Origin of the sequence: Micromonospora sp. NBRC 110038 (genome assembly GCF_020884815.1) — a bacterium.
GTDB classification, from domain to species: Bacteria; Actinomycetota; Actinomycetes; order Mycobacteriales; family Micromonosporaceae; genus Micromonospora; species Micromonospora haikouensis.
Genome location: NZ_BBOL01000005.1, coordinates 262,891 through 280,442 on the forward strand (window position 1 = coordinate 262,891; position 17,552 = coordinate 280,442).

The window sequence follows — 17,552 nt, forward strand, 5'->3', positions numbered from 1 at the left end:
TCAGGGCCACGATCCGGGCAGCCAACGATCGGCGTCGATCACGTTCCACGTGAAACGACATCGATCTACGCCGTGGGCTGGGCGGGCCTGGCCAGCCCCTCCACCACCCGGGCGCCGGGGAGCGCGCCGAGCGCCGGCCCCGGCAGGGCGATCTTGCTGTGCCGCACGCCGGAGCCGACGATCACGTACGGAGCGGCGACCACCCGCGCGTCGACCAGGATCGGCCAGTCCCCGGGCAGCCCGATCGGGGTGATCCCGCCGTACTCCATGCCCGTCAGCTCCACCGCCTCGGCCATCGGGGCGAAGCTCGCCTTGCGTACGTCAAGTGCCCTGCGGGCCACCCCGTTGACGTCAGCCCGGGTGGTGGCGAGGACGACGCAGGCGGCGTACCGGATCTCACTCCCGCGCTTCCCGGCGATCACCACGCAGTTCGCCGACACGTCCAGCCCCACCCCGTACGCGGAGCAGAACTCGGCGGTGTCCGCGAGGCTCGCGTCGATCGGCGCGACGAGCACCTGGTCGACGTCCACCGGCGCGTCGGCGGGCCACTGCCCGAGCGCGGCGGCCACCGAGGGCGCCAGCAGGTCCGATCGGCTCCGGGCGGGCTCGGTCTTCAGCGTTCCCATCACGGCTGCGATCCTCGCATCCCCCGACGCCGCCGGCTCGCGGGACGCCCACCGCAGGTGGCCGGGCCCACGCCCAAGCGAGGCCGGACCGGCGATGCCGGTGTTACCACCTCGGGGCCGGCCCAGCCCCGTGCCCGGGCCGGCCCCGAGGTGCGTCCCCCGCCCCGCCGGGGGAGTCATCCGTCCCCCGTGGGGACCGGTGCCAGGTCAGCCGTTCGCGACGAACGGGTTCTCCCGGACGAACGTCCGGTCCTGCGCGGCGGCGACCTCCTGGGAGCGCAGCACGCCGGGTCGGCGGGCCTCCAGGTCTTCGAGGGCGTGCCGTACGGCGAGCCGGATCACCCCGTAGAGGAAGACGAAGCCGGCGACGTAGAGGATCACGGTGGAGACGAGGACCAACATGGCGTCACGGTAGGCAGACGTCGAACGGGGAGACTTCTCATCTACGGTCGGTTCCCCCGTACGTGGCGGCGAGGTGGTCCGCCCAGGTTCGGCTGCCCGTCACAGTCGCGGCGGTGGTGAGACCGCCCGCGCGCAGGGCCCGCCCGAGCCGCCCCGGCAGGCGCACCGGCAGCAGCGGCCGGCGGGAGCCCCGGGCGGCACGCCAGGCGTACGCCGCCTCGTCGAAGCGGAGCACCTGCGGGCCGCCGTACTCCTCGATGTCGCCCAGCGGCCCGGCGGAAAGCCGCGCGGAGAGCCGGGCCGCCACCTCGCCGGGGTCTACCGGCTGGACGAGCAGCGCCCGGTCCCCAATCACGGGGCCGAGTCGACCGGACATGGTGAGCAGGCGGTCGAGGAACGGGTGGAACTGGGTGGCCCGCAGCACCGACCAGGGCACCGGCCCCTCGGCGATCACCCGCTCGGCCGCCAGCTTGTGCCGGTAGTAGGGGAACGGCACCCGGTCCACCCCGACGATGGAGACGTGGAGCAGGTGGCCGACCCCGGCCCGCCCGGCGGCGACGGCCAGCCGGCGGGTGCCGAGCACGTCCACCTGGTGGGTACGCCGCCCGCCCCCGGGCAGCGAGGCCAGGTGCAGGACGGCGTCCACGCCGGTCACCGCCTCGGCGAGGCCCGCTCCCGTGGCGAGGTCCACCACCGTCCACTCGGCCTCCGCTCCGGTGCGGGGCCGCCGGCTCGTCGCCCGCACGGCGAACCCGTCGGCACGCAGCCGGGGCAGCACGACCCGCCCGAGACCGCCGGTGGCCCCGGTGACCAGCACCTTCATGTCCATCTCCCTCCCGACGCCCCCGGGCAGGGTCGTCCACCGACCCGACGAGCCGGCCCGCCGGCTCGTGACCGGACCCGCGCCGCGAAACCGGGCCGGACAGGTGGGCCGGCTACCGGGGGCCGGGCCGCCAGGCCGGCGGACCGCCTGCCGGCCGGGATCTCACTGCCGGGAGCCCGGAGCCGGCCCTGCCGGGATCACCCGGCCGGCGAGCAGGACGCCCAACCCGGCCAGGCCGGCCGCCAGGACCAGGGTCACCGCGTAGCTCGACCGGCCGGGGGTGGTGCCCGCCGCGAGCACCGCGCCGGTCAGCGCCAGCACGGTCGCCGCGAAGAGCGAGTCGCCCAGTTGCAGGGAGGAGCTGTTGCGGCCCTGCTCACCGGGGGCGGACAGCTCCAGGGTGAGCACCGACAGCGACGGGTAGAGCAGCCCCATCCCGAGCCCGGCGGCAGCCCAGCCGAGCACGCACACCGGCAGCGGCACCGCCGGCCACACCGCGAGCGCCACCGTGGCGGTCCCGCCGGTGATGCAGGCGAGCCCGGCGCGGACCAGCGTGGCGGAGGACCGGGGCGCGAGCCGGTCCCGCAGCCCGGCCAGGAGACCGCGCCGGGCCGCCGACGCTGGGGCGGGCACCGCGGAGCCGGGCGCGGGCAGCCGGCCCTGCAACCAGGACCCGGCCGACCAGGAGAGCGCGCCGACGGTCAGGACCAGACCCGCGCCGGTCGGCGTGAGCCCGCGCTCCCGGGACAGCATCAGCGGGATCACCACCTCGGCACCGGCGAACGCGGCCGAGGCCAGCCCCCGCAGCCCCACCACCGTGGGCAGGCCCCGGCCGGCCCGCAGGAAGCCGGCCGGCAGCAGGCGCGGGGCGCAGCAGAACAGGCCCGCGAGCGCGGCACCGACCAGGCCGACCGCGAGCACGCCGCGCTGCTGCCCCCCGTAGTGCAGCAGTGCGGCGCTCGCCCCCGCCCCGAAGGCCCAGCCGACCCGGGCCGCCGCGCCGGTCGACGGCCGGACGACGGCGGACGGTGCGAGGCTGCGCAGGCCCGGCTGGACGAGCAGCAGCGCCGGCACCGCCACCGCGGGCACCGCCAGGAAGACCCACCGCCAGCCGAGGTACTCGACGACCAGCCCGGCGATCGCCGGGCCGACCAGCGACGGGATGACCCACGCGGCCGCGAACGCGGCGAAGATCCGCCGGTGCAGCGCCTCCGGGTACGCCCGCCCCACCACCACGTAGAGCGCGACCGACAGCAGGCCCGAGCCGAAGCCCTGCACCATCCGGCCCGCCACGAGCACGCCCATCGTCGACGCGGAGCCGGCGACGAGCAGCCCGGCCACGAACCAGCCCACCCCGTGCCACACGGGTGCCCGGGGGCCCCGCGCGTCGCACCACACCCCGGAGACGACCATCCCCACCACGCCGGAGGCGAAGGCCCCGCCGAACGCGAGCCCGTAGAGGGACAGCCCGTCGAGGCTGCGGGCGACGGTGGGCATGGCGGTGCCGACGGCCAGCGCCTCGAAGGCCAGCAGCGACACCAGTGCCACCACGCCCACCGTCATGGCGCGCAGCGCGGGGGCGAACAGGTGCCCCGGGGCGGCCGGGGGCGCGACGGCGGTCACCGCCGGCCGGCCGTGCGGAAGACCCACGCCGGTGGCGCAACCGGGGGCTTCCGCCGCCGCCCGCCGGCCGGGCGTTCCCGGCTCACCTCGATCCTCAGCAGTTCGATCAGCATGCGCCCAGCCTGCGACCTCAACCCGGATTCAGGTCAAGCCGGACGTGACCGGGCTCTCACCCCGCGCGATCGGGCCTCACCCACCCCCGCTCGACGCGCCGCAAAGGATCAGGCGGACTCCAGCGCCTCGCCGACCCCCCTCGCCAGCCCGGACAGGTGCTGGTCGGCGAGCAGGTGCCCGGCGGTGATGACCAGCGCGAGCGGCCACTCGATGACCTGGAGCGCGGCGAGCACCCCGAGGCCCGCGTAGTAGGCCACCTTGTCGGGCGGCGGCACGGCGACCTCGCCCAGCATCGGCACCTCCACCCGGCGGCTGTACGTCCGCACCATCTCGTGCGCCCCGCTGAGGTGTCGCGTGATCGTGCTCATCCCGGCCTCCCCTGTGTCGTCCGCGCTGGCCATGACCCGAGCCGCGTTCCACCGTCGGTCGCGTCCATGCCAGTGGCGGAGGAACTTCTCGGGCAACCGCCGAGAAATTCCCGGACGAAGGGGGCATGACGCCCGAGCGGGCGGGAAGTCAGCCCGCCGGGACCGAGCGTGGGAGGCGAGATGGCGTACGGCGGGAGCAGCGGCGGCACCGGGAGAGCCGGCCGGCGGCGCTCCGGCCGTACCGCTCGATGACCTCGCTGGGCCGGCTCGCCGGCCGCCTCCTGCCGTCGGTGACGATGCCCCTGGTCGGCGACGTGTCCCGGACGGTGCCGCACCTGGTGGGCGACGCCTCCCGCAGCGTCGGCGTCGCCGCGACCCGGCTGGCCCGGTCGGCCGGCCTGACCAGTCGCCGGGTCTGGTCCCGGCCGGGTCGGCACCACATCGAGGTGCACGGCGTCGGCCAGGACGGCGGCGACCGGCTCGCCCGCCAGGTGGAACGCACGCTGGAACGGCTGCCCGGGGTGACCTGGGCCCGGGTGAACGCGGCCTCCGGCCGCGTGGTCGTGGCCGTCGGGGAACCGGAACCAAAACTGCGCGACCTCATCACCACGATCGCCCGCTGCGAACGCACCTGCGACCACGAGCCCGACCCGGAGATCCCGCCCCCGCACCCGCCCGAGGACGGGCCGCGCACCCCCCGCACCCTCGGTGCGCTCGCCTCGGACGCGCTCGGCCTGACCATCTCGGCGGCCACCCGGATCCTGCCGTTCACCCCGGTCCCGGGCGAGGTGTCCGGCCTGCTCGCCGCCGTCGACCTGCACCCGAAGCTGCACGCCCTCGCCGGCCGGGGGTTACGCGCCGACCCGCGCGCCGACATCCTCTTCCCGCTCGCCGAGGCGGTCGTGCAGGGCCTCACCGGCGGCTGGGCCGGGATCGTGCTGGACGGCGCGCAGCGCGTCGTGCAGTGGGGCGAGGCCCGCGCCCAACTCACCGCCTGGACGAAGGCGGAGCCCCGGCTCACCGGCGACCCGGACCGGGCCGTCGCCCGGGTCCCGACGGCGGAACGCCCGAACCCGAAGCCGGACGGACCCGCCGAACGCTTCGTCAGCCGGATGCTGACGGCGGGCGCGGCGGCCGGCGCGGCGGCGGTCCCGGTGGTCGGGGGCAAGCGGGCCGCCGCGCTCGGGCTCTCCAGCCTGTCCAAGGCACCGGGCAGCGGCCGTGAGGGGTACGCCGCCCAACTCGGCCGCATGCTCGCCCGGCGCGGCGTGATCGCCATGGACCGCAGCGTGCTGCGGGAACTCGACCGGATCGACACGGTGGTGCTGGACGCCGCGGTGCTCGGCTCGCAGCGGGCGGTCCTCGCCGATCTCGCCCCGCTGTCCGGGGCGGACACCGGGCAGGTGGCCGCCCGCGCCTTCGCGCTGTTCGACCCGGCCGCCCCCGGCCAGGTGCAGCAGGCCGACGGGTGGCGACTCGGCCCGCTGGACGCCGTCGGCGCGACCGACCCGGGCGACACCGACGACAGCCGGCGGCTGCGCTCCGGCGGCGGCACGCTGCTCGGCCTCGCCGAGGCGGACCGCCTCGTCGCGCTGCTCCGGGTGGAACCGGAGCCCGCCCCCGGCGTGGACGCGCTGCCCACCGCCACCCGGCAGGCCGGCCTGCGGCTGGTGGTCGCCGGCGACGACGACGGCCGGTACGCCTTCGCCGACGCCGTCCTTCCCGGCGGCCCACGGACCGTCGACACCGTGCGTCAGTTGCAGCGCGACGGCGCGGTGGTGCTGCTGCTCTCCGCCGACCGGACGGCACTGGGGGCGTCCGACTGCGGGCTCGGGGTGGCCGGGCCCGACGACCTGCCGCCGTGGGGGGCCCACCTGCTGGTCGGTGCCGACCTACGGGTCGCCGCCCTGATCATCGAGGCGGCGGGGGTGGCCCGCCGGATGACCGCGCAGAACATCCGGCTGTCGCTGGCCGGCACCGGGCTGGGGGCGCTCGGCGCGTTCACCGCCGACCCCCGGCAGCTTCCGGGCCGGACGCTGGCCGCCGTGAACGGGGCCGCCGCCCTGGCCTTCCTGCACGGGGTGTGGCGGGCGGGCCGGCTGCCGGACCGGGCGGACAGCGCGCCGCCGGCCCCGACGGCGTGGCACCTGATGCCGACCGACGCGGTGCTGCGCCAGCTCGGCACCGGCCCCGACGGCCTCGACGACGCCGAGGCGCACCGCCGCCTGGGCCGCCGCACCGGGGACACGCCGGGCCCGTCGGGACTGCTCCGCGCGTTCGTCGACGAGCTGGCCAACCCGCTCACCCCCGTACTCGCCGCCGGGGCGGTGCTCTCCGCGAGCTTCGGCTCGCTGGTCGACGCCGCCCTCGTCGGCGGGGTGGTCGGCGGGTCCGCGCTGGTCGGTGCAGTCCACCAGCGCAACACCGAACGGTCGCTGGCCGAGCTGCTGTCCCGTTCGGCGGTCACCGCCCTGGTCCGCCGCGGCGGCACGGAACGGACCGTCGCCGCCGAGGAACTGGTCAGCGGGGACGTGATCGTCCTGGGGCCCGGCGACGCCGTACCGGCGGACTGCCGGGTGCTCGCCACCGACGGGTTGGAGGCCGACGAGTCGTCGCTGACCGGCGAGTCGCTGCCGGTGGGCAAGTCCGCCGACCCGGTGGTCGCCGCCGCCGTCGCCGACCGCCACTCCATGCTGTACGAGGGCACCACCATCGCCACCGGCCACGGCACCGCCGTCGTCGTCGCCACCGGCTCGGACACCGAGGCGGGACGCAGCCTGGCGCTGGCCCGGCAGTCGCCCCCGGCCAGCGGCGTGGAGGCCCGGCTCGGCAAGCTCACCAGGTCGGCCGTCCCGTTGGCCGCCGGGTCGGCGGTGGCGGTGGCCGGGGCGGGGCTGCTGCGCGGCGTACCCCTGGCGGAGACGGCGGCGACCGCCGCGAACCTGGCGGTGGCGTCGGTGCCGGAGGGCCTGCCGTTCCTGGTCAGCGCGGCCCAGCTCGCCGCCGCCCGGCGGCTGGCCGAGCACGGCGCGCTGGTCCGCAACCCGCGCACCATCGAGGCGCTGGGCCGCGTCGACGTGCTGTGCTTCGACAAGACCGGCACCCTCACCGAGGGCAAGCTGCTGCTCGCCGGCGTCGGCGACGGCAGCGGCACCCGGTACGCCGCGCCGGAGGATCTGGACGGTGCGCTGCGACGGACCCTGGCCGCCGCGCTGCGCGCCACCCCGGCCGGCGACCCGGACGAGCTGCCCCAGCAGACCGACCGGGCGGTACGCCGGGGCGCGGCGGCGGCCGGGGTCGACGAGCGGACCGACGCCGACGGCTGGCAGGCGGCGGGCGGCCTGCCGTTCGAGCCGTCGCGGGGCTACCACGCCACCGTCGGCCGGGCCGGCGGCGGGCTGCTGCTCAGCGTCAAGGGCGCCCCGGAGACGGTGGTGCCCCGCTGCGCCGCCCGGCGCACCGCCGACGGGCACGACCGGCCGCTGGACGACGCCGGCCGGGCCGAGCTGCACCGGATGCTCGCCGAGCGGGCCGGCGCAGGGCACCGCGTCCTGGCCGTCGCCGAGCGTCCCGTCACCGCCGAGACCGTGACCGACGACGACGTGACGGGCCTCGTCTTCGTCGGCCTGCTGGCGATCGCCGACGGGGTACGCGAGTCCGCCGCGCCCGCCGTGCGCCGGATCCGGCAGGCCGGCGTGCACACCATCATGATCACCGGGGACCATCCGGCGACGGCCGAGGCGATCGCCGCCACCATCAGCCCCGACCACGGCGAGCAGCGGGTGGCCACCGCCACCGAGCTGGACCGGCTCGACGACGACGCGCTCGCCGAACGGCTGACCCGCACCGACGTGGTGGCCCGCTGCACCCCGGCCCACAAGGTACGCATCATCCAGGCGTTGCAGCGCAACGGGCGGACCGTGGCGATGACCGGCGACGGGGCCAACGACGCCCCGGCGATCCGACTCGCCGACGTCGGCATCGCCCTCGGCCAGCGGGGCACCCCCGCCGCCCGCGCCGCCGCCGACCTGGTGGTCACCGACGACCGGCTGGAGACCATCATCGCCACCCTCGTCGAGGGTCGGGCCATGTGGTCGTCCGTCCGGCACGCGCTGAGCATCCTCGTCGGCGGCAACCTCGGCGAGATCGCGTTCAGCGTGCTCAGCGCCGCCAGCACCGGCCGGTCGGCGCTCAACGGGCGGCAGCTGCTCCTGGTCAACCTGCTCACCGACCTGGCACCGGCGCTGGCCATCGCCGTCCGGCCACCCGCCGACGGCCACGCCGACCACCTGCTACGGGAGGGCCCGGACAGCTCGCTCGGCGAGACGCTGACCCGGGAGATCGCGCTGCGGGCGGCGTCCACCACGCTGGGCGCGACGGTGGGCTGGACGCTCGCCCGTTACACGGGGCGACAACGGCGGGCCGGCACGGTCGCGCTCGCCTCGCTCGTCGGCACCCAGCTCGGGCAGACCGTGTTGGCCGGCGGCACCAGCCCCACGGTGCTCGTGTCGACCGCCGCCTCCGTCGGGGCGCTGGTGCTCGTGGTGCAGACGCCGGGGGTCAGCCAGTTCTTCGGCTGCACCCCGCTCGGGCCGGTCGGCTGGAGCATCGCGGCGGGCTCGGCGCTCGGCGCGACCCTGGCCAACGGCACCCTCACCCGCCTGCTGGGTAAGGAAGGGCCCCTTGTTGACGCCTCCGGTAGAGAAGGGTCCCCTTCTCACCCCTGAACCGCAGGCGCCCGGCACCGCCGCCCGACCGCCCCGCGTCAGGCGTCCGACCGCCAGGTCGCCGCCGCCCGGCCCAACCGGTCGTTGACCGCCCGCCCCACCCCGACGTCCGGCACCCGCTCCGCGACGATCTCCGTCACCCCGGCCGCGTCGAGTCGGTGCAGCGCGTCGAAGAGCCGGGCCGCCGCCACCGTCAGGTCACCCCCGGGCGACAGCACCTCGACCGCCGCCCAGTCGCCGCCCGCCGGTCGCTCCCGGAAGGCCAGGAGACCCCGCCGGGTGCCGTCGCCGGCCGCCGGCTCCGCCCCACCCGCCACCCGCAACGGGGTACGCGGGGCGTAGTGCGCGGCCAGCGTCCCGGGTGCCACCGGCTGGCCGGAACTGCCAGGGCGTACGGTCACCGGGCCCACCGCCTCGACCAGGGTCTCCACCGGCAGCGCGCCGAGCCGCAGCACCACCGGCCGCCCGCCCCGGGCGTCCACGATGGTCGACTCGATGCCGCAGCGGGTCGGTCCGCCGTCGAGCACCACGTCGACCGCGCCGCCCAGCCCCGCCACCACGTGCTCGGCCCGGGTGGGGCTGAGCTGCCCGAACCGGTTGGCGCTCGGCGCGGCCACCGGCACCCCCGCCGCCGCGATCAGCGCCCGCGCGGACGCCTCGTCCGGCACCCGCACGGCCATCGTCTCCAGCCCCGAGGTGACGATCGGCGGGATGGCGGCGGGACGGTCCACGATCAGCGTCAGCGGCCCCGGCCAGAACCGCTCGGCCAGCGCCGCCACCGCCTCGGGCACGGGCCCCACCAGCCCGGCCAGGTCGGCCGCGTCGGCGAGGTGGGTGATCAGCGGGTCGAAGCTCGGCCGCTGCTTCGCCTCGAAGATCCGGGCCGCCGCACGGGCGTCGAGGGCGTTCGCGCCCAGCCCGTAGACGGTCTCGGTCGGGAACGCCACCAGCCCCCCGGCCCGCAGGACCGAGGCAGCCTCGGCGATGCCGCTCTCGACGGGCAGGACGCGCGGAGATCCGGTGCTCACCCCCCGACGCTAACCTGCCCGTCCCGGGCGCACCGGCTCGCCCCTTCTCCTCTCCCCGCCGGTACGAGAGGATGCGGGCATGCTCCGGACACCGCGTGCGCTCCTGCTCGACTTCGGCGGGGTCCTCGCGGACGCGCCACCGCAGCCACCGAACCCGCCCGAGCTGGTCCAGCGGCTGTTCCGGCTCGTCGGCGGCGCGGTCCCCGCCGAGCAGATCGCCCGCGACCTGACGGCCGGCGCCCAGGCGTACGGGCTGTGGCGGGACGAGGAGAGCGCCGGGGAGCACCCCGTCGAGCTGGGCCACCGGCAGGTGTGGGCCAGGTTCGTCACCGGCGGCTGGCCGGCCCCGGCCCGGGCCGCCGTCGACCGGGAGGCGACCCCGCTGGCGTACGCGTGGACCTGGCACCCGCAGTGGGCCGTGCGCCCCGGCATCCCCGACGCCCTCGCCGCCGCCACCCGGGCCGGCCTCCCGCTCGCGGTCGTCAGCAACACCACCTGCGGTGCCGCCCCACGCGACTTCCTGGCCGCCGCCGGCCTCGGCACACTGTTCACCGCGCAGCTCTACAGCGACGAGGCGGGCGTGCGTAAGCCGAACCCGGAGCTGGCCCGGCTCGCCACCCGGGCGCTCGGCGTGCCGGTCGCCGACTGCTGGTTCGTCGGCGACAGCCGGCACCGCGACGTCGCCTGCGCCCGCCGCGCCGGAGCCGGGGCGGCGGTGCTGATGCACTCGCCGCGCACCGACCGCGAGGAGCCCCTGCCCGCGCTCGCCCCGGACGCCGTAGTCGAGGACGGCCACGGCCTGCTCGCGCTGCTCCGCGACGCCGGAGTCACCGCCCCGGTCGGCTGAAGAGCAACGTTGCGGTGCGGGAACATGCGCCCTAGCGTGTGCGACGTAGATATACATGAGTCGATGCTCGGGGGTGTGGATGCGCGCGTTGGCCGCTGTCGTCGTCGCTTTCCTCACCATGACCGTCGCCTCAGCCGGAGCAGCCAGCGGAGCGACCCTCGCGTGGCGGGCCTGCCCAGGTGTCGACGACACGCGCCTGCGCTGCGCCACCGTCCAGGTGCCGCTCGACCATGCGCGGCCAGCCGGCCCGACGATCGACATCATGATCTCCCGGCTCCCCGCGACCGACCCGGCGCTCCGCCGCGGCGTGCTGGTCACCACGGGCGGCGGGCCGGGTGGTGCCGGCGTCCCCGAGCCGCTGAACCTCGCCGCCGTCGTCGACCCCGCAGTGCTCGCCCGGTACGACATCGTCGGGTTCGACATGCGCTTCGTCGAACGCAGTACTCCGATCACCTGCGGCCAGCCGGAAGAGGAGCCGGGCGGCTACTGGGTGCGCACCGCGACCTATCAGTCCCTGAAGGACACCGCCGCCGAGGCCCGCGAGTACGCCCGCGACTGCGCCCGGCACGCCGGCTGGGCGCTGCCGTTCGCCACGACCGCACAGGCAGCCCGCGACATGGACGCCATCCGGGCAAGCCTCGGCGAGCGGAAGCTGTCCTTCCTCGGGGGCTCGTACGCGGCGATGCTCGGCGTCGCGTACGGCACACTCTTCCCGCACCGGGTGGACCGGTTCGTGCTGGACAGCCCGGTCAACTACGACCTCGCCTGGCGCCCCTACGAGCTGAACCGGATTCCCGCCTTCGAGGAGAACTACGCCGCGTTCACCGGCTACCTCGCCGACAACAGCGCGGCGTTCGGGCTCGGGAGCACGCCGGCCGAGGCCGCGGGAACCTTGAGCGAGGCTTTCGCCGAGGCGGCGATCGAGCCGATCGTGGCCGGAGACCACGCCTGGACCGTCGGTGAACTCGGCTCCCTGACGGTCATCGCGACGTACTTCGAGCAGCTGTGGCCGGTGGTCGCGACCAACCTGGCCGCCATCCTCGCCCGGACCCCACCGCCGATCCCACTCGACCCGCGACCGGCCCCCCTGCCCGGGACGCCGGGTGTGCCGGCCGACAACCACACCGCGGTCAACATGGCATTCCGCTGCGGCGACAACGCGTGGCCGCGCGACCTCGCGACCTACCGCCGCGACCTGACCCGCCTCGGCACCCGCTATCCCGTCTTCGGCCCGTCGATGGCCAACCTCAACCCCTGCGCCTTCTGGCCGGTCAGCCGGGACAACACCCCGCCGCTGGCCAGCAACCGGGCACCGGCGGCGCTCGTCGTCGCCGCGCTGCGCGACGCCTCGGTGCCGCCGGCCAACTCGATCGCGACCGCCCGCGCCATCACCGGCTCCCGACTGGTCACCGTGGACAAGCAGACACACGTGCCCCTGCTCAGCGGCCAGGCCAACGCCTGCATGACCGACATGGTCACCGCGTACCTGGTGCACGGGCACCTGCCGAAGCAGAACACGGCCTGCTAGGCCGCGCTTCAGAAGCGGGAAACCACGCGTTGACCGCTCGCTGCGACGTGCACGGTGGCCTCGGCCATCGATCGCGTGCTCGGCGAGGAAGGAACGGCGTGAGGAGCTTGGCTGTACGGATGGCTGCGCTCGGACCGAGATCAACCAAGGAAAGTGCTGGTGGAGCCCAGGGGACTCGAACCCCTAACCCCTGCCTTGCAAAGGCAGTGCTCTGCCATTTGAGCTAGGGCCCCGAAGGCGGGCGGATCCGCCCGGAGCTGACAGTCGAAGAGACGGTCAGCGCAGGTCGGGCGCGGTGGTCGCCTCGTGCCACAGGGCCCGCTCGTCGTTGGAGGCCTTGACCTTACGAGCGACCAAGGCAGCCACACCGACGACGCCGGCCAGAATCAGAAGCTTCTTGAACATGGGGCGACCCCTTGCGCTCGACAGCCGTCGGAACGATGTGCGGTGGGGCTAGCTGGAATCGAACCAGCGACCTCAGAGTTATCAGCTCTGCGCTCTAACCGACTGAGCTATAGCCCCGCGTGGCGACGGCCAAGGTTAACGCATCCGCCCGCCGCGCCCCAAATCGGGGGCCGCCGAGCGCCGCACGCCCCGCCGTACCCCCCGAAACTACCCGGACGCACGACGCCGGGGCGACCGCTTTACGCGGCACGCCCCGGCGTCGGACGCGGTCAGTCCCGCTCGGCGAGCGTCAGCTCGATCCCGCCGACCAGGTCGGCGCAGACGTTGTAGACGAACGCGCCGAGAGTCGCCAGCGCGGTGAACAGGACGACGTTGACCAGGCCGATCAGGGCGGAACTCAGGATCACGCCCTTGGCGGTGATCTGGAAGGTGCTGCTGCTCTGCCCGCCGGCGGCCACCAGGTCGGTCAGGCTGTCGTTGACGCTCTGGAACACGCCCATCGCGTCCAGCGCCAGGTAGAGCACCGACGTGGCCACGACCACCACGATGAAGAGCACGACGGAGACAGCGAACGCGAACTTCATCACGGACCAGGGGTCGATCCGCTTGAGGTTCAGCCGGGCCCGGCGAGGCCCGCGCGACGCGGCCGAACTGACCGAAGTACGCGCCGCGCGTACCGCGTCACCCACGCGGGCGGCACCCACGGCCGACGCACCGGCCACCCCCGGCGGCAGCCCGCCGCCACTGGCGGGACGGCCGGCACCGGCCGGACGGGCTCCGTCCGGCTGCGGCTTCGTGGCGGTGCCACCCCCGATGCGCGGCAGGGTGCCTGTGACGGCGCTGCTGCCGGCCGCCGACTGCCCGCCGCCGGTCCTGATCGGCTGGGTCGTCGCCGGACGGGCCGCACTGCCCGCCGCCACGGCCGGAGCCGCCGCGGAGGTGGGCGCGTCGATGCCGGATGTCTCGGTCTTGTCGCTCGCCCCCGAATCGTCGCCGGGGGAGTCCGGCGGCGGGGCCATCCCGGGCGCCCGGGTGAACTTCGGGGCAGGCGCGTCGGCGGGGACGGTTGCCCGGCCCACGGCCGCGCGGCCGGTCGCTGGTGCGCCGCCCTTCGCGGCGGCCTCCTCGTCGACCGGGTTGGCCGAGGTCCCCTTGTTCCCCGACTTCGCCTGTGTCTCCGTCATCAACTAGTCCTGTTCGTCAGGCTCGTCGGCATTGCGAGCAATCGCCACGATAGTCACGCCGTCCGGGAGGTCCATCAGCTTGACCCCCATTGTGTTCCGGTCACGCGTACGGCGTACAGGCTTCACCGGAGTCCGGATGACGCCACCGTTGCTGGTGATCGCGAACAGCTCGTCGTCCGGGTGGATCACCACAGCGCCGACCAGACCACCGCGGCGCTCGGTGATCTTCGCAGTCAGCACGCCCTTACCTCCCCGGCCCTGCACCGGGTATTCCTCGATCGGGGTACGTTTCGCATATCCCCCGTTCGTGGCCACCAGGACGTCCAGCCCCTCGCGGACCACCTCCATGGCCAGCAGGACGTCCTCGTCGCTGAACCGCATGCCGATCACACCCGACGTGGCCCGACCCATCGGCCGCAGCGCCTCGTCCGTGGCGTTGAAGCGGATCGCCTGCGCGTTCTTCGACACCAGCAGCAGATCGTCGGACGGGGCGACGAGGGCAGCACCGACCAGCTCGTCCTCATCGCGCAGGTTGATCGCGATGACTCCGCCGGAACGGTTGGAGTCGAACTCCTCGAGCCGCGTCTTCTTCACCAGGCCGTTCTTCGTGGCCAGTACCAGGTAGGGGGCCACCTGGTAGTTCGGGATTTCGATGATCTGCGCGATCTGCTCGTCCGCTTGGAAAGCGAGCAGATTGGCCACGTGTTGGCCCTTGGCTACCCTACTGGCTTCCGGAAGCTCGTACGCCTTGGCCCGGTACACCCGGCCCTTGTTCGTGAAGAACAGGATCCAGTCGTGCGTCGAGCACACGAAGAAGTGGCTGACGATGTCGTCCTGCCGCAGCGTGGCCCCGCTGACGCCCTTCCCGCCGCGCCGCTGCGAGCGGTACAGGTCGACCTTCGTCCGCTTCGCGTACCCGGTGCGGGTGATCGTGACCACCACGTCCTCGCGGGCGATCAGGTCCTCCATGGAGACCTCGCCGTCGAACGGCACGATCTTCGTACGCCGCTCGTCGCCCCACTTCGCGACGATCTCGCCCAGCTCCTCCGAGACGATCCGCCGCTGCCGCTCCGGCTTGGCCAGGATGTCCTTGAGGTCGGCGATCTCCAGCTCCAGCTTCGCCAGATCGTCGAGGATCCGCTGCCGCTCCAGGGCCGCCAGCCGGCGCAGCTGCATGTCCAGGATCGCCGTCGCCTGGATCTCGTCGATCTCCAGCAGCCGGATCAGGCCCTGCCGGGCGTCCTCCACCGTCGGCGACCGCCGGATCAGGGCGATCACCTCGTCCAGGGCGTCCAGCGCCTTGCTCAGACCGCGCAGGATGTGCGCCCGCTCCTCGGCCTTGCGCAGCCGGAACGCCGTCCGCCGCCGGATCACCTCGATCTGGTGCTCGACGTAGTAGCGGATGAACTGGGCCAGGTTCAGCGTGCGCGGCACCCCGTCGACCAGCGCCAGCATGTTCGCGCCGAACGTCTCCTGGAGCTGGGTGTGCTTGTAGAGGTTGTTCAGCACCACCTTGGCGACCGCGTCGCGCTTGAGCACGAGCACGATCCGCATGCCCGTACGCCCCGAGGACTCGTCCCGGATGTCGGCGATGCCGGCGAGCTTGCCCTCCTTGATCAGCTCCGCGATCCGCTCGGCCAGGTTGTCCGGGTTCACCTGGTACGGCAGCTCGCTGACCACCAGCGCCGGGCGGCCCCGCTTGTCCTCCTCCACCTCCACCACGGCCCGCATCCGGATCGACCCACGACCCGTGCGGTACGCGTCCTGGATCGCCTGGGTGCCCACGATCAGACCGTGGGTCGGGAAGTCAGGACCCTTGACGATCTCGATGAGCGCGTCGAGGGTCGTCGCCTCGTCGACGTCCGGGTTCTCCAGGCACCACTGCACCGCCGCGCCGATCTCGCGCAGGTTGTGCGGTGGGATCTTCGTGGCCATGCCGACCGCGATGCCCTCGGAGCCGTTGATCAGCAGGTTCGGGATGCGCGACGGCAGGATGGTGGGCTCCTTGGCCCGGCCGTCGTAGTTGTCCTGCAGGTCGACGGTGTCCTCGTCGATGTCCCGCAGCATCTCCATCGCCAGCGGGTCGAGCTTGCACTCGGTGTTGTGGCTGACGAACCCGTCGGAGACGAACGAATGGTCGTCCGTGTCCACCCGGATGCTGTAGACCGGCTGCACCCCGGCGTCCGTGACGCTGGCCACCTCGGCGTAGTAGAACCGGCCGTCGACCAGCGGCTCGACCACGTCGAGCACCTCGCGCTCGGTGATCCGGGCGGCGATCTCGTCGCGGTCCCGCTCCCAGCGCTCGATCCGGTCCACGTTGTGCCGGCGCAGCCAGTCCCGCTCCGTCCACCGGGTGGCGCCGTGCTCGCGGATGAAGTCGCCGACCAGCGGCACGTGGTCGCCGGAGAGGGCGGTGCTGCTCGCCGGCACCTGGGCCAGCTCCGACTCCAGCTTGACCTGCTTGCGGCCGAGGAAGCCGACCTGCTGGGCGAAGATCCGGGCGTCGCGGCGGTTGGTCACCACCACCTTGATCTCGCCGCTGTCGTACCGGCACTGCTTGCTGATGACGCCGAACTCCAGCAGGAGCTGCTGCACCTCACGGGCCAGCCGCTCGCTGCGGGTCGAGTACGAGATCTGGATGGTGTTGCGGGGCAGCAGCGACGACGAGCCGTCGCCCTCGAAGAGGGCCTGGAGGAAGGCCCGCTTGATCGCCGCCGGCCCCCGCCAGACGAACTCCGGCACGAACTTCGCGGCACTCCGCGCCCCGACCAGCTCGCCGAGAAGGCTCTCCCGCAGCACGGAGAGGTCCTGGACGTCGATCTCGTGCAGCAGGCTCCCGGAGGCGATGGTGCGCTGGCTGACGTAGCGCGGGCCGCCGACGGCGAGGTCGTAGGCCGCGAGGACACGGACGAAGAACTCGCGGTCGGTGTTGTTGAAGCCGGCCCGGCCCTCGGACACCCAGCCCTCGCTGACGAACGCGCCGGCGAGGACGGCCGCCTCGACGTGCTCCAGCATCGGGTAGCCGATCTCCTCCGGCACCGTCCGCTGGATGACCACCCGGTCACCGGGGCCGATCTCGGCGAGCAGCTTCCACAGCAGGGTCGGCACGCCGGCCACGTCGACCAGGCAGAGGACCGGGTGGTTGTGGGTGCCGGTCAGCTCGTACCCCTCGCGGGTGCGCAGCCGCAGCGTCGGGTGCTCGCCGGAGTGGAAGAACTTGCTGGCGCGGACCAGGTCACCGTTGCGGTCGCGGACCTTCAGCTCGATGTCGGTCTCGCTGCTCGGCGCGGCGTCGGGAACGACGTCGCCGATCCGGACCGCACCATCGGCGGTACGAATGCGGACATTGCCGGTCAAGCAATATCTCATCGCGGCAGCCGGGTCATTTCCGGGCGAGCCGAAGTTGCCGTTGCCGTCGACCAGCGGGTAGCGCAGCGACCAGGGCTGCGCCATCCGGACCAGCGCGTCGTAGATCGCCGAGTCGCCGTGCGGGTGGAACTGACCCATCACGTCGCCGACGACGCGGGAACACTTCACGTAGCCGCGGTCCGGCCGGTAGCCGGAGTCGAACATGGCGTAGAGGATCTTGCGGTGGACCGGCTTGAGCCCGTCCCGGACGTCCGGCAGTGCCCGCCCGACGATGACGCTCATGGCGTAGTCGAGGTAGGAGCGCTGCATCTCCACCTCGAGCCCGACCGGCTCGATCCGGTCGTGCGCCACGACTGCGGCGGCGGGGGTCTCGGGGACCTCGGGCTCGCTCGGGGTGGACTCGGGGGTATCGGTCACTGTTAACCCTTATCAGAATCAGAGTCGGTTTCGTGCTGTGGATAACCGCTGTGGAAACCGGCCACACTGTGGATAACTCTGTGGATCGGCG

The 17,552-nt window shown here is 74.2% G+C and carries 12 protein-coding genes and 2 tRNA genes; 3 read left to right on the plus strand and 11 right to left on the minus strand.

Translation table 11 applies throughout. The features are described from left to right. Positions 1–65: 65 nt before the first annotated feature. The 5 genes from LPU61_RS19560 to LPU61_RS19580 form a co-directional block, all read right to left on the minus strand. Positions 66–626, minus strand: a complete 561-nt coding sequence (locus tag LPU61_RS19560) for a YbaK/EbsC family protein (RefSeq protein WP_229405845.1) — start codon at positions 624–626, stop codon at positions 66–68. A 207-nt stretch (positions 627–833) separates the two neighbouring features. Next, on the minus strand, positions 834–1,028 hold the full coding sequence (locus LPU61_RS19565; RefSeq protein ID WP_043961023.1) for a hypothetical protein: 195 nt from the start codon (positions 1,026–1,028) through the stop codon (positions 834–836). Between the two features lie 37 nt (positions 1,029–1,065). Further along, positions 1,066–1,851: an SDR family oxidoreductase gene (locus LPU61_RS19570; protein ID WP_229405699.1), complete on the minus strand. Its 786-nt coding sequence runs from the start codon at positions 1,849–1,851 to the stop codon at positions 1,066–1,068. A gap of 162 nt (positions 1,852–2,013) precedes the next feature. Then, complete coding sequence (locus tag LPU61_RS19575) at positions 2,014–3,414, minus strand: MFS transporter (protein WP_374199699.1); 1,401 nt, start codon at positions 3,412–3,414, stop codon at positions 2,014–2,016. Positions 3,415–3,695: 281 nt separating this feature from the next. Continuing rightward, entirely contained in the window at positions 3,696–3,956 is a 261-nt protein-coding gene (locus LPU61_RS19580; RefSeq protein WP_176734101.1) for a hypothetical protein, read from the minus strand. A 248-nt stretch (positions 3,957–4,204) separates the two neighbouring features. Between LPU61_RS19580 and LPU61_RS19585 the strand changes: the two genes are divergently transcribed. Continuing rightward, complete coding sequence (locus LPU61_RS19585; protein ID WP_229405846.1) at positions 4,205–8,683, plus strand: HAD-IC family P-type ATPase; 4,479 nt, start codon at positions 4,205–4,207, stop codon at positions 8,681–8,683. A 38-nt stretch (positions 8,684–8,721) separates the two neighbouring features. On the opposite strand, the gene LPU61_RS19590 is transcribed toward LPU61_RS19585, so the two are convergent. Beyond that, the gene (locus tag LPU61_RS19590) at positions 8,722–9,687 is read right to left on the minus strand and encodes an L-threonylcarbamoyladenylate synthase (protein ID WP_229405847.1); all 966 of its coding nucleotides are present in this window, start codon (positions 9,685–9,687) and stop codon (positions 8,722–8,724) included. A gap of 103 nt (positions 9,688–9,790) precedes the next feature. Here LPU61_RS19590 and LPU61_RS19595 point away from each other — a divergent pair, with 103 nt between their 5' ends. Together LPU61_RS19595 and LPU61_RS19600 are read left to right on the plus strand one after the other, a co-directional pair. Then, positions 9,791–10,558 carry an HAD family hydrolase gene (locus LPU61_RS19595; protein WP_229405701.1) on the plus strand — a complete coding sequence of 256 codons (768 nt, stop codon included), beginning with the start codon at positions 9,791–9,793 and terminating at the stop codon, positions 10,556–10,558. 118 nt (positions 10,559–10,676) lie between these two features. Continuing rightward, positions 10,677–12,086 (plus strand): alpha/beta fold hydrolase, encoded by a 1,410-nt coding sequence (locus tag LPU61_RS19600; RefSeq protein ID WP_229405702.1) that lies wholly within the window; start codon positions 10,677–10,679, stop codon positions 12,084–12,086. A gap of 157 nt (positions 12,087–12,243) precedes the next feature. Here LPU61_RS19600 and LPU61_RS19605 read toward each other — a convergent pair. The 5 genes from LPU61_RS19605 to gyrA form a co-directional block, all read right to left on the minus strand. Beyond that, positions 12,244–12,319: transfer RNA gene (locus LPU61_RS19605), tRNA-Ala, on the minus strand. 43 nt (positions 12,320–12,362) lie between these two features. Continuing rightward, a complete protein-coding gene (locus LPU61_RS19610) occupies positions 12,363–12,491 on the minus strand; it encodes a DLW-39 family protein (RefSeq protein ID WP_218107428.1) in 129 nt (42 codons plus the stop codon). Positions 12,492–12,534: 43 nt separating this feature from the next. After that, a tRNA-Ile gene (locus LPU61_RS19615) sits at positions 12,535–12,608 on the minus strand. A 152-nt stretch (positions 12,609–12,760) separates the two neighbouring features. Next, positions 12,761–13,675 (minus strand): DUF3566 domain-containing protein, encoded by a 915-nt coding sequence (locus LPU61_RS19620; protein WP_043961015.1) that lies wholly within the window; start codon positions 13,673–13,675, stop codon positions 12,761–12,763. 3 nt (positions 13,676–13,678) lie between these two features. Then, entirely contained in the window at positions 13,679–17,353 is a 3,675-nt protein-coding gene (gyrA, locus tag LPU61_RS19625; RefSeq protein ID WP_374199700.1) for an intein-containing DNA gyrase subunit A, read from the minus strand. Between the last annotated feature and the right edge of the window lie 199 nt (positions 17,354–17,552).

What these genes read in the sequence shown, in the direction of transcription:
- LPU61_RS19600 (WP_229405702.1), top strand. Translation starts at nt 10,677, where the DNA reads ATGACCGTCGCCTCAGCCGGAGCAGCCAGCGGAGCGACCCTCGCGTGG.
- LPU61_RS19565 (WP_043961023.1), bottom strand. Translation starts at nt 1,028, where the DNA reads ATGTTGGTCCTCGTCTCCACCGTGATCCTCTACGTCGCCGGCTTCGTC.
- gyrA (WP_374199700.1), bottom strand. Translation starts at nt 17,353, where the DNA reads ATGCAGCGCTCCTACCTCGACTACGCCATGAGCGTCATCGTCGGGCGG.
- LPU61_RS19595 (WP_229405701.1), top strand. Translation starts at nt 9,791, where the DNA reads ATGCTCCGGACACCGCGTGCGCTCCTGCTCGACTTCGGCGGGGTCCTC.
- LPU61_RS19575 (WP_374199699.1), bottom strand. Translation starts at nt 3,414, where the DNA reads ATGACGGTGGGCGTGGTGGCACTGGTGTCGCTGCTGGCCTTCGAGGCG.
- LPU61_RS19610 (WP_218107428.1), bottom strand. Translation starts at nt 12,491, where the DNA reads ATGTTCAAGAAGCTTCTGATTCTGGCCGGCGTCGTCGGTGTGGCTGCC.
- LPU61_RS19620 (WP_043961015.1), bottom strand. Translation starts at nt 13,675, where the DNA reads ATGACGGAGACACAGGCGAAGTCGGGGAACAAGGGGACCTCGGCCAAC.
- LPU61_RS19585 (WP_229405846.1), top strand. Translation starts at nt 4,205, where the DNA reads ATGACCTCGCTGGGCCGGCTCGCCGGCCGCCTCCTGCCGTCGGTGACG.
- LPU61_RS19570 (WP_229405699.1), bottom strand. Translation starts at nt 1,851, where the DNA reads ATGAAGGTGCTGGTCACCGGGGCCACCGGCGGTCTCGGGCGGGTCGTG.
- LPU61_RS19580 (WP_176734101.1), bottom strand. Translation starts at nt 3,956, where the DNA reads ATGAGCACGATCACGCGACACCTCAGCGGGGCGCACGAGATGGTGCGG.
- LPU61_RS19560 (WP_229405845.1), bottom strand. Translation starts at nt 626, where the DNA reads ATGGGAACGCTGAAGACCGAGCCCGCCCGGAGCCGATCGGACCTGCTG.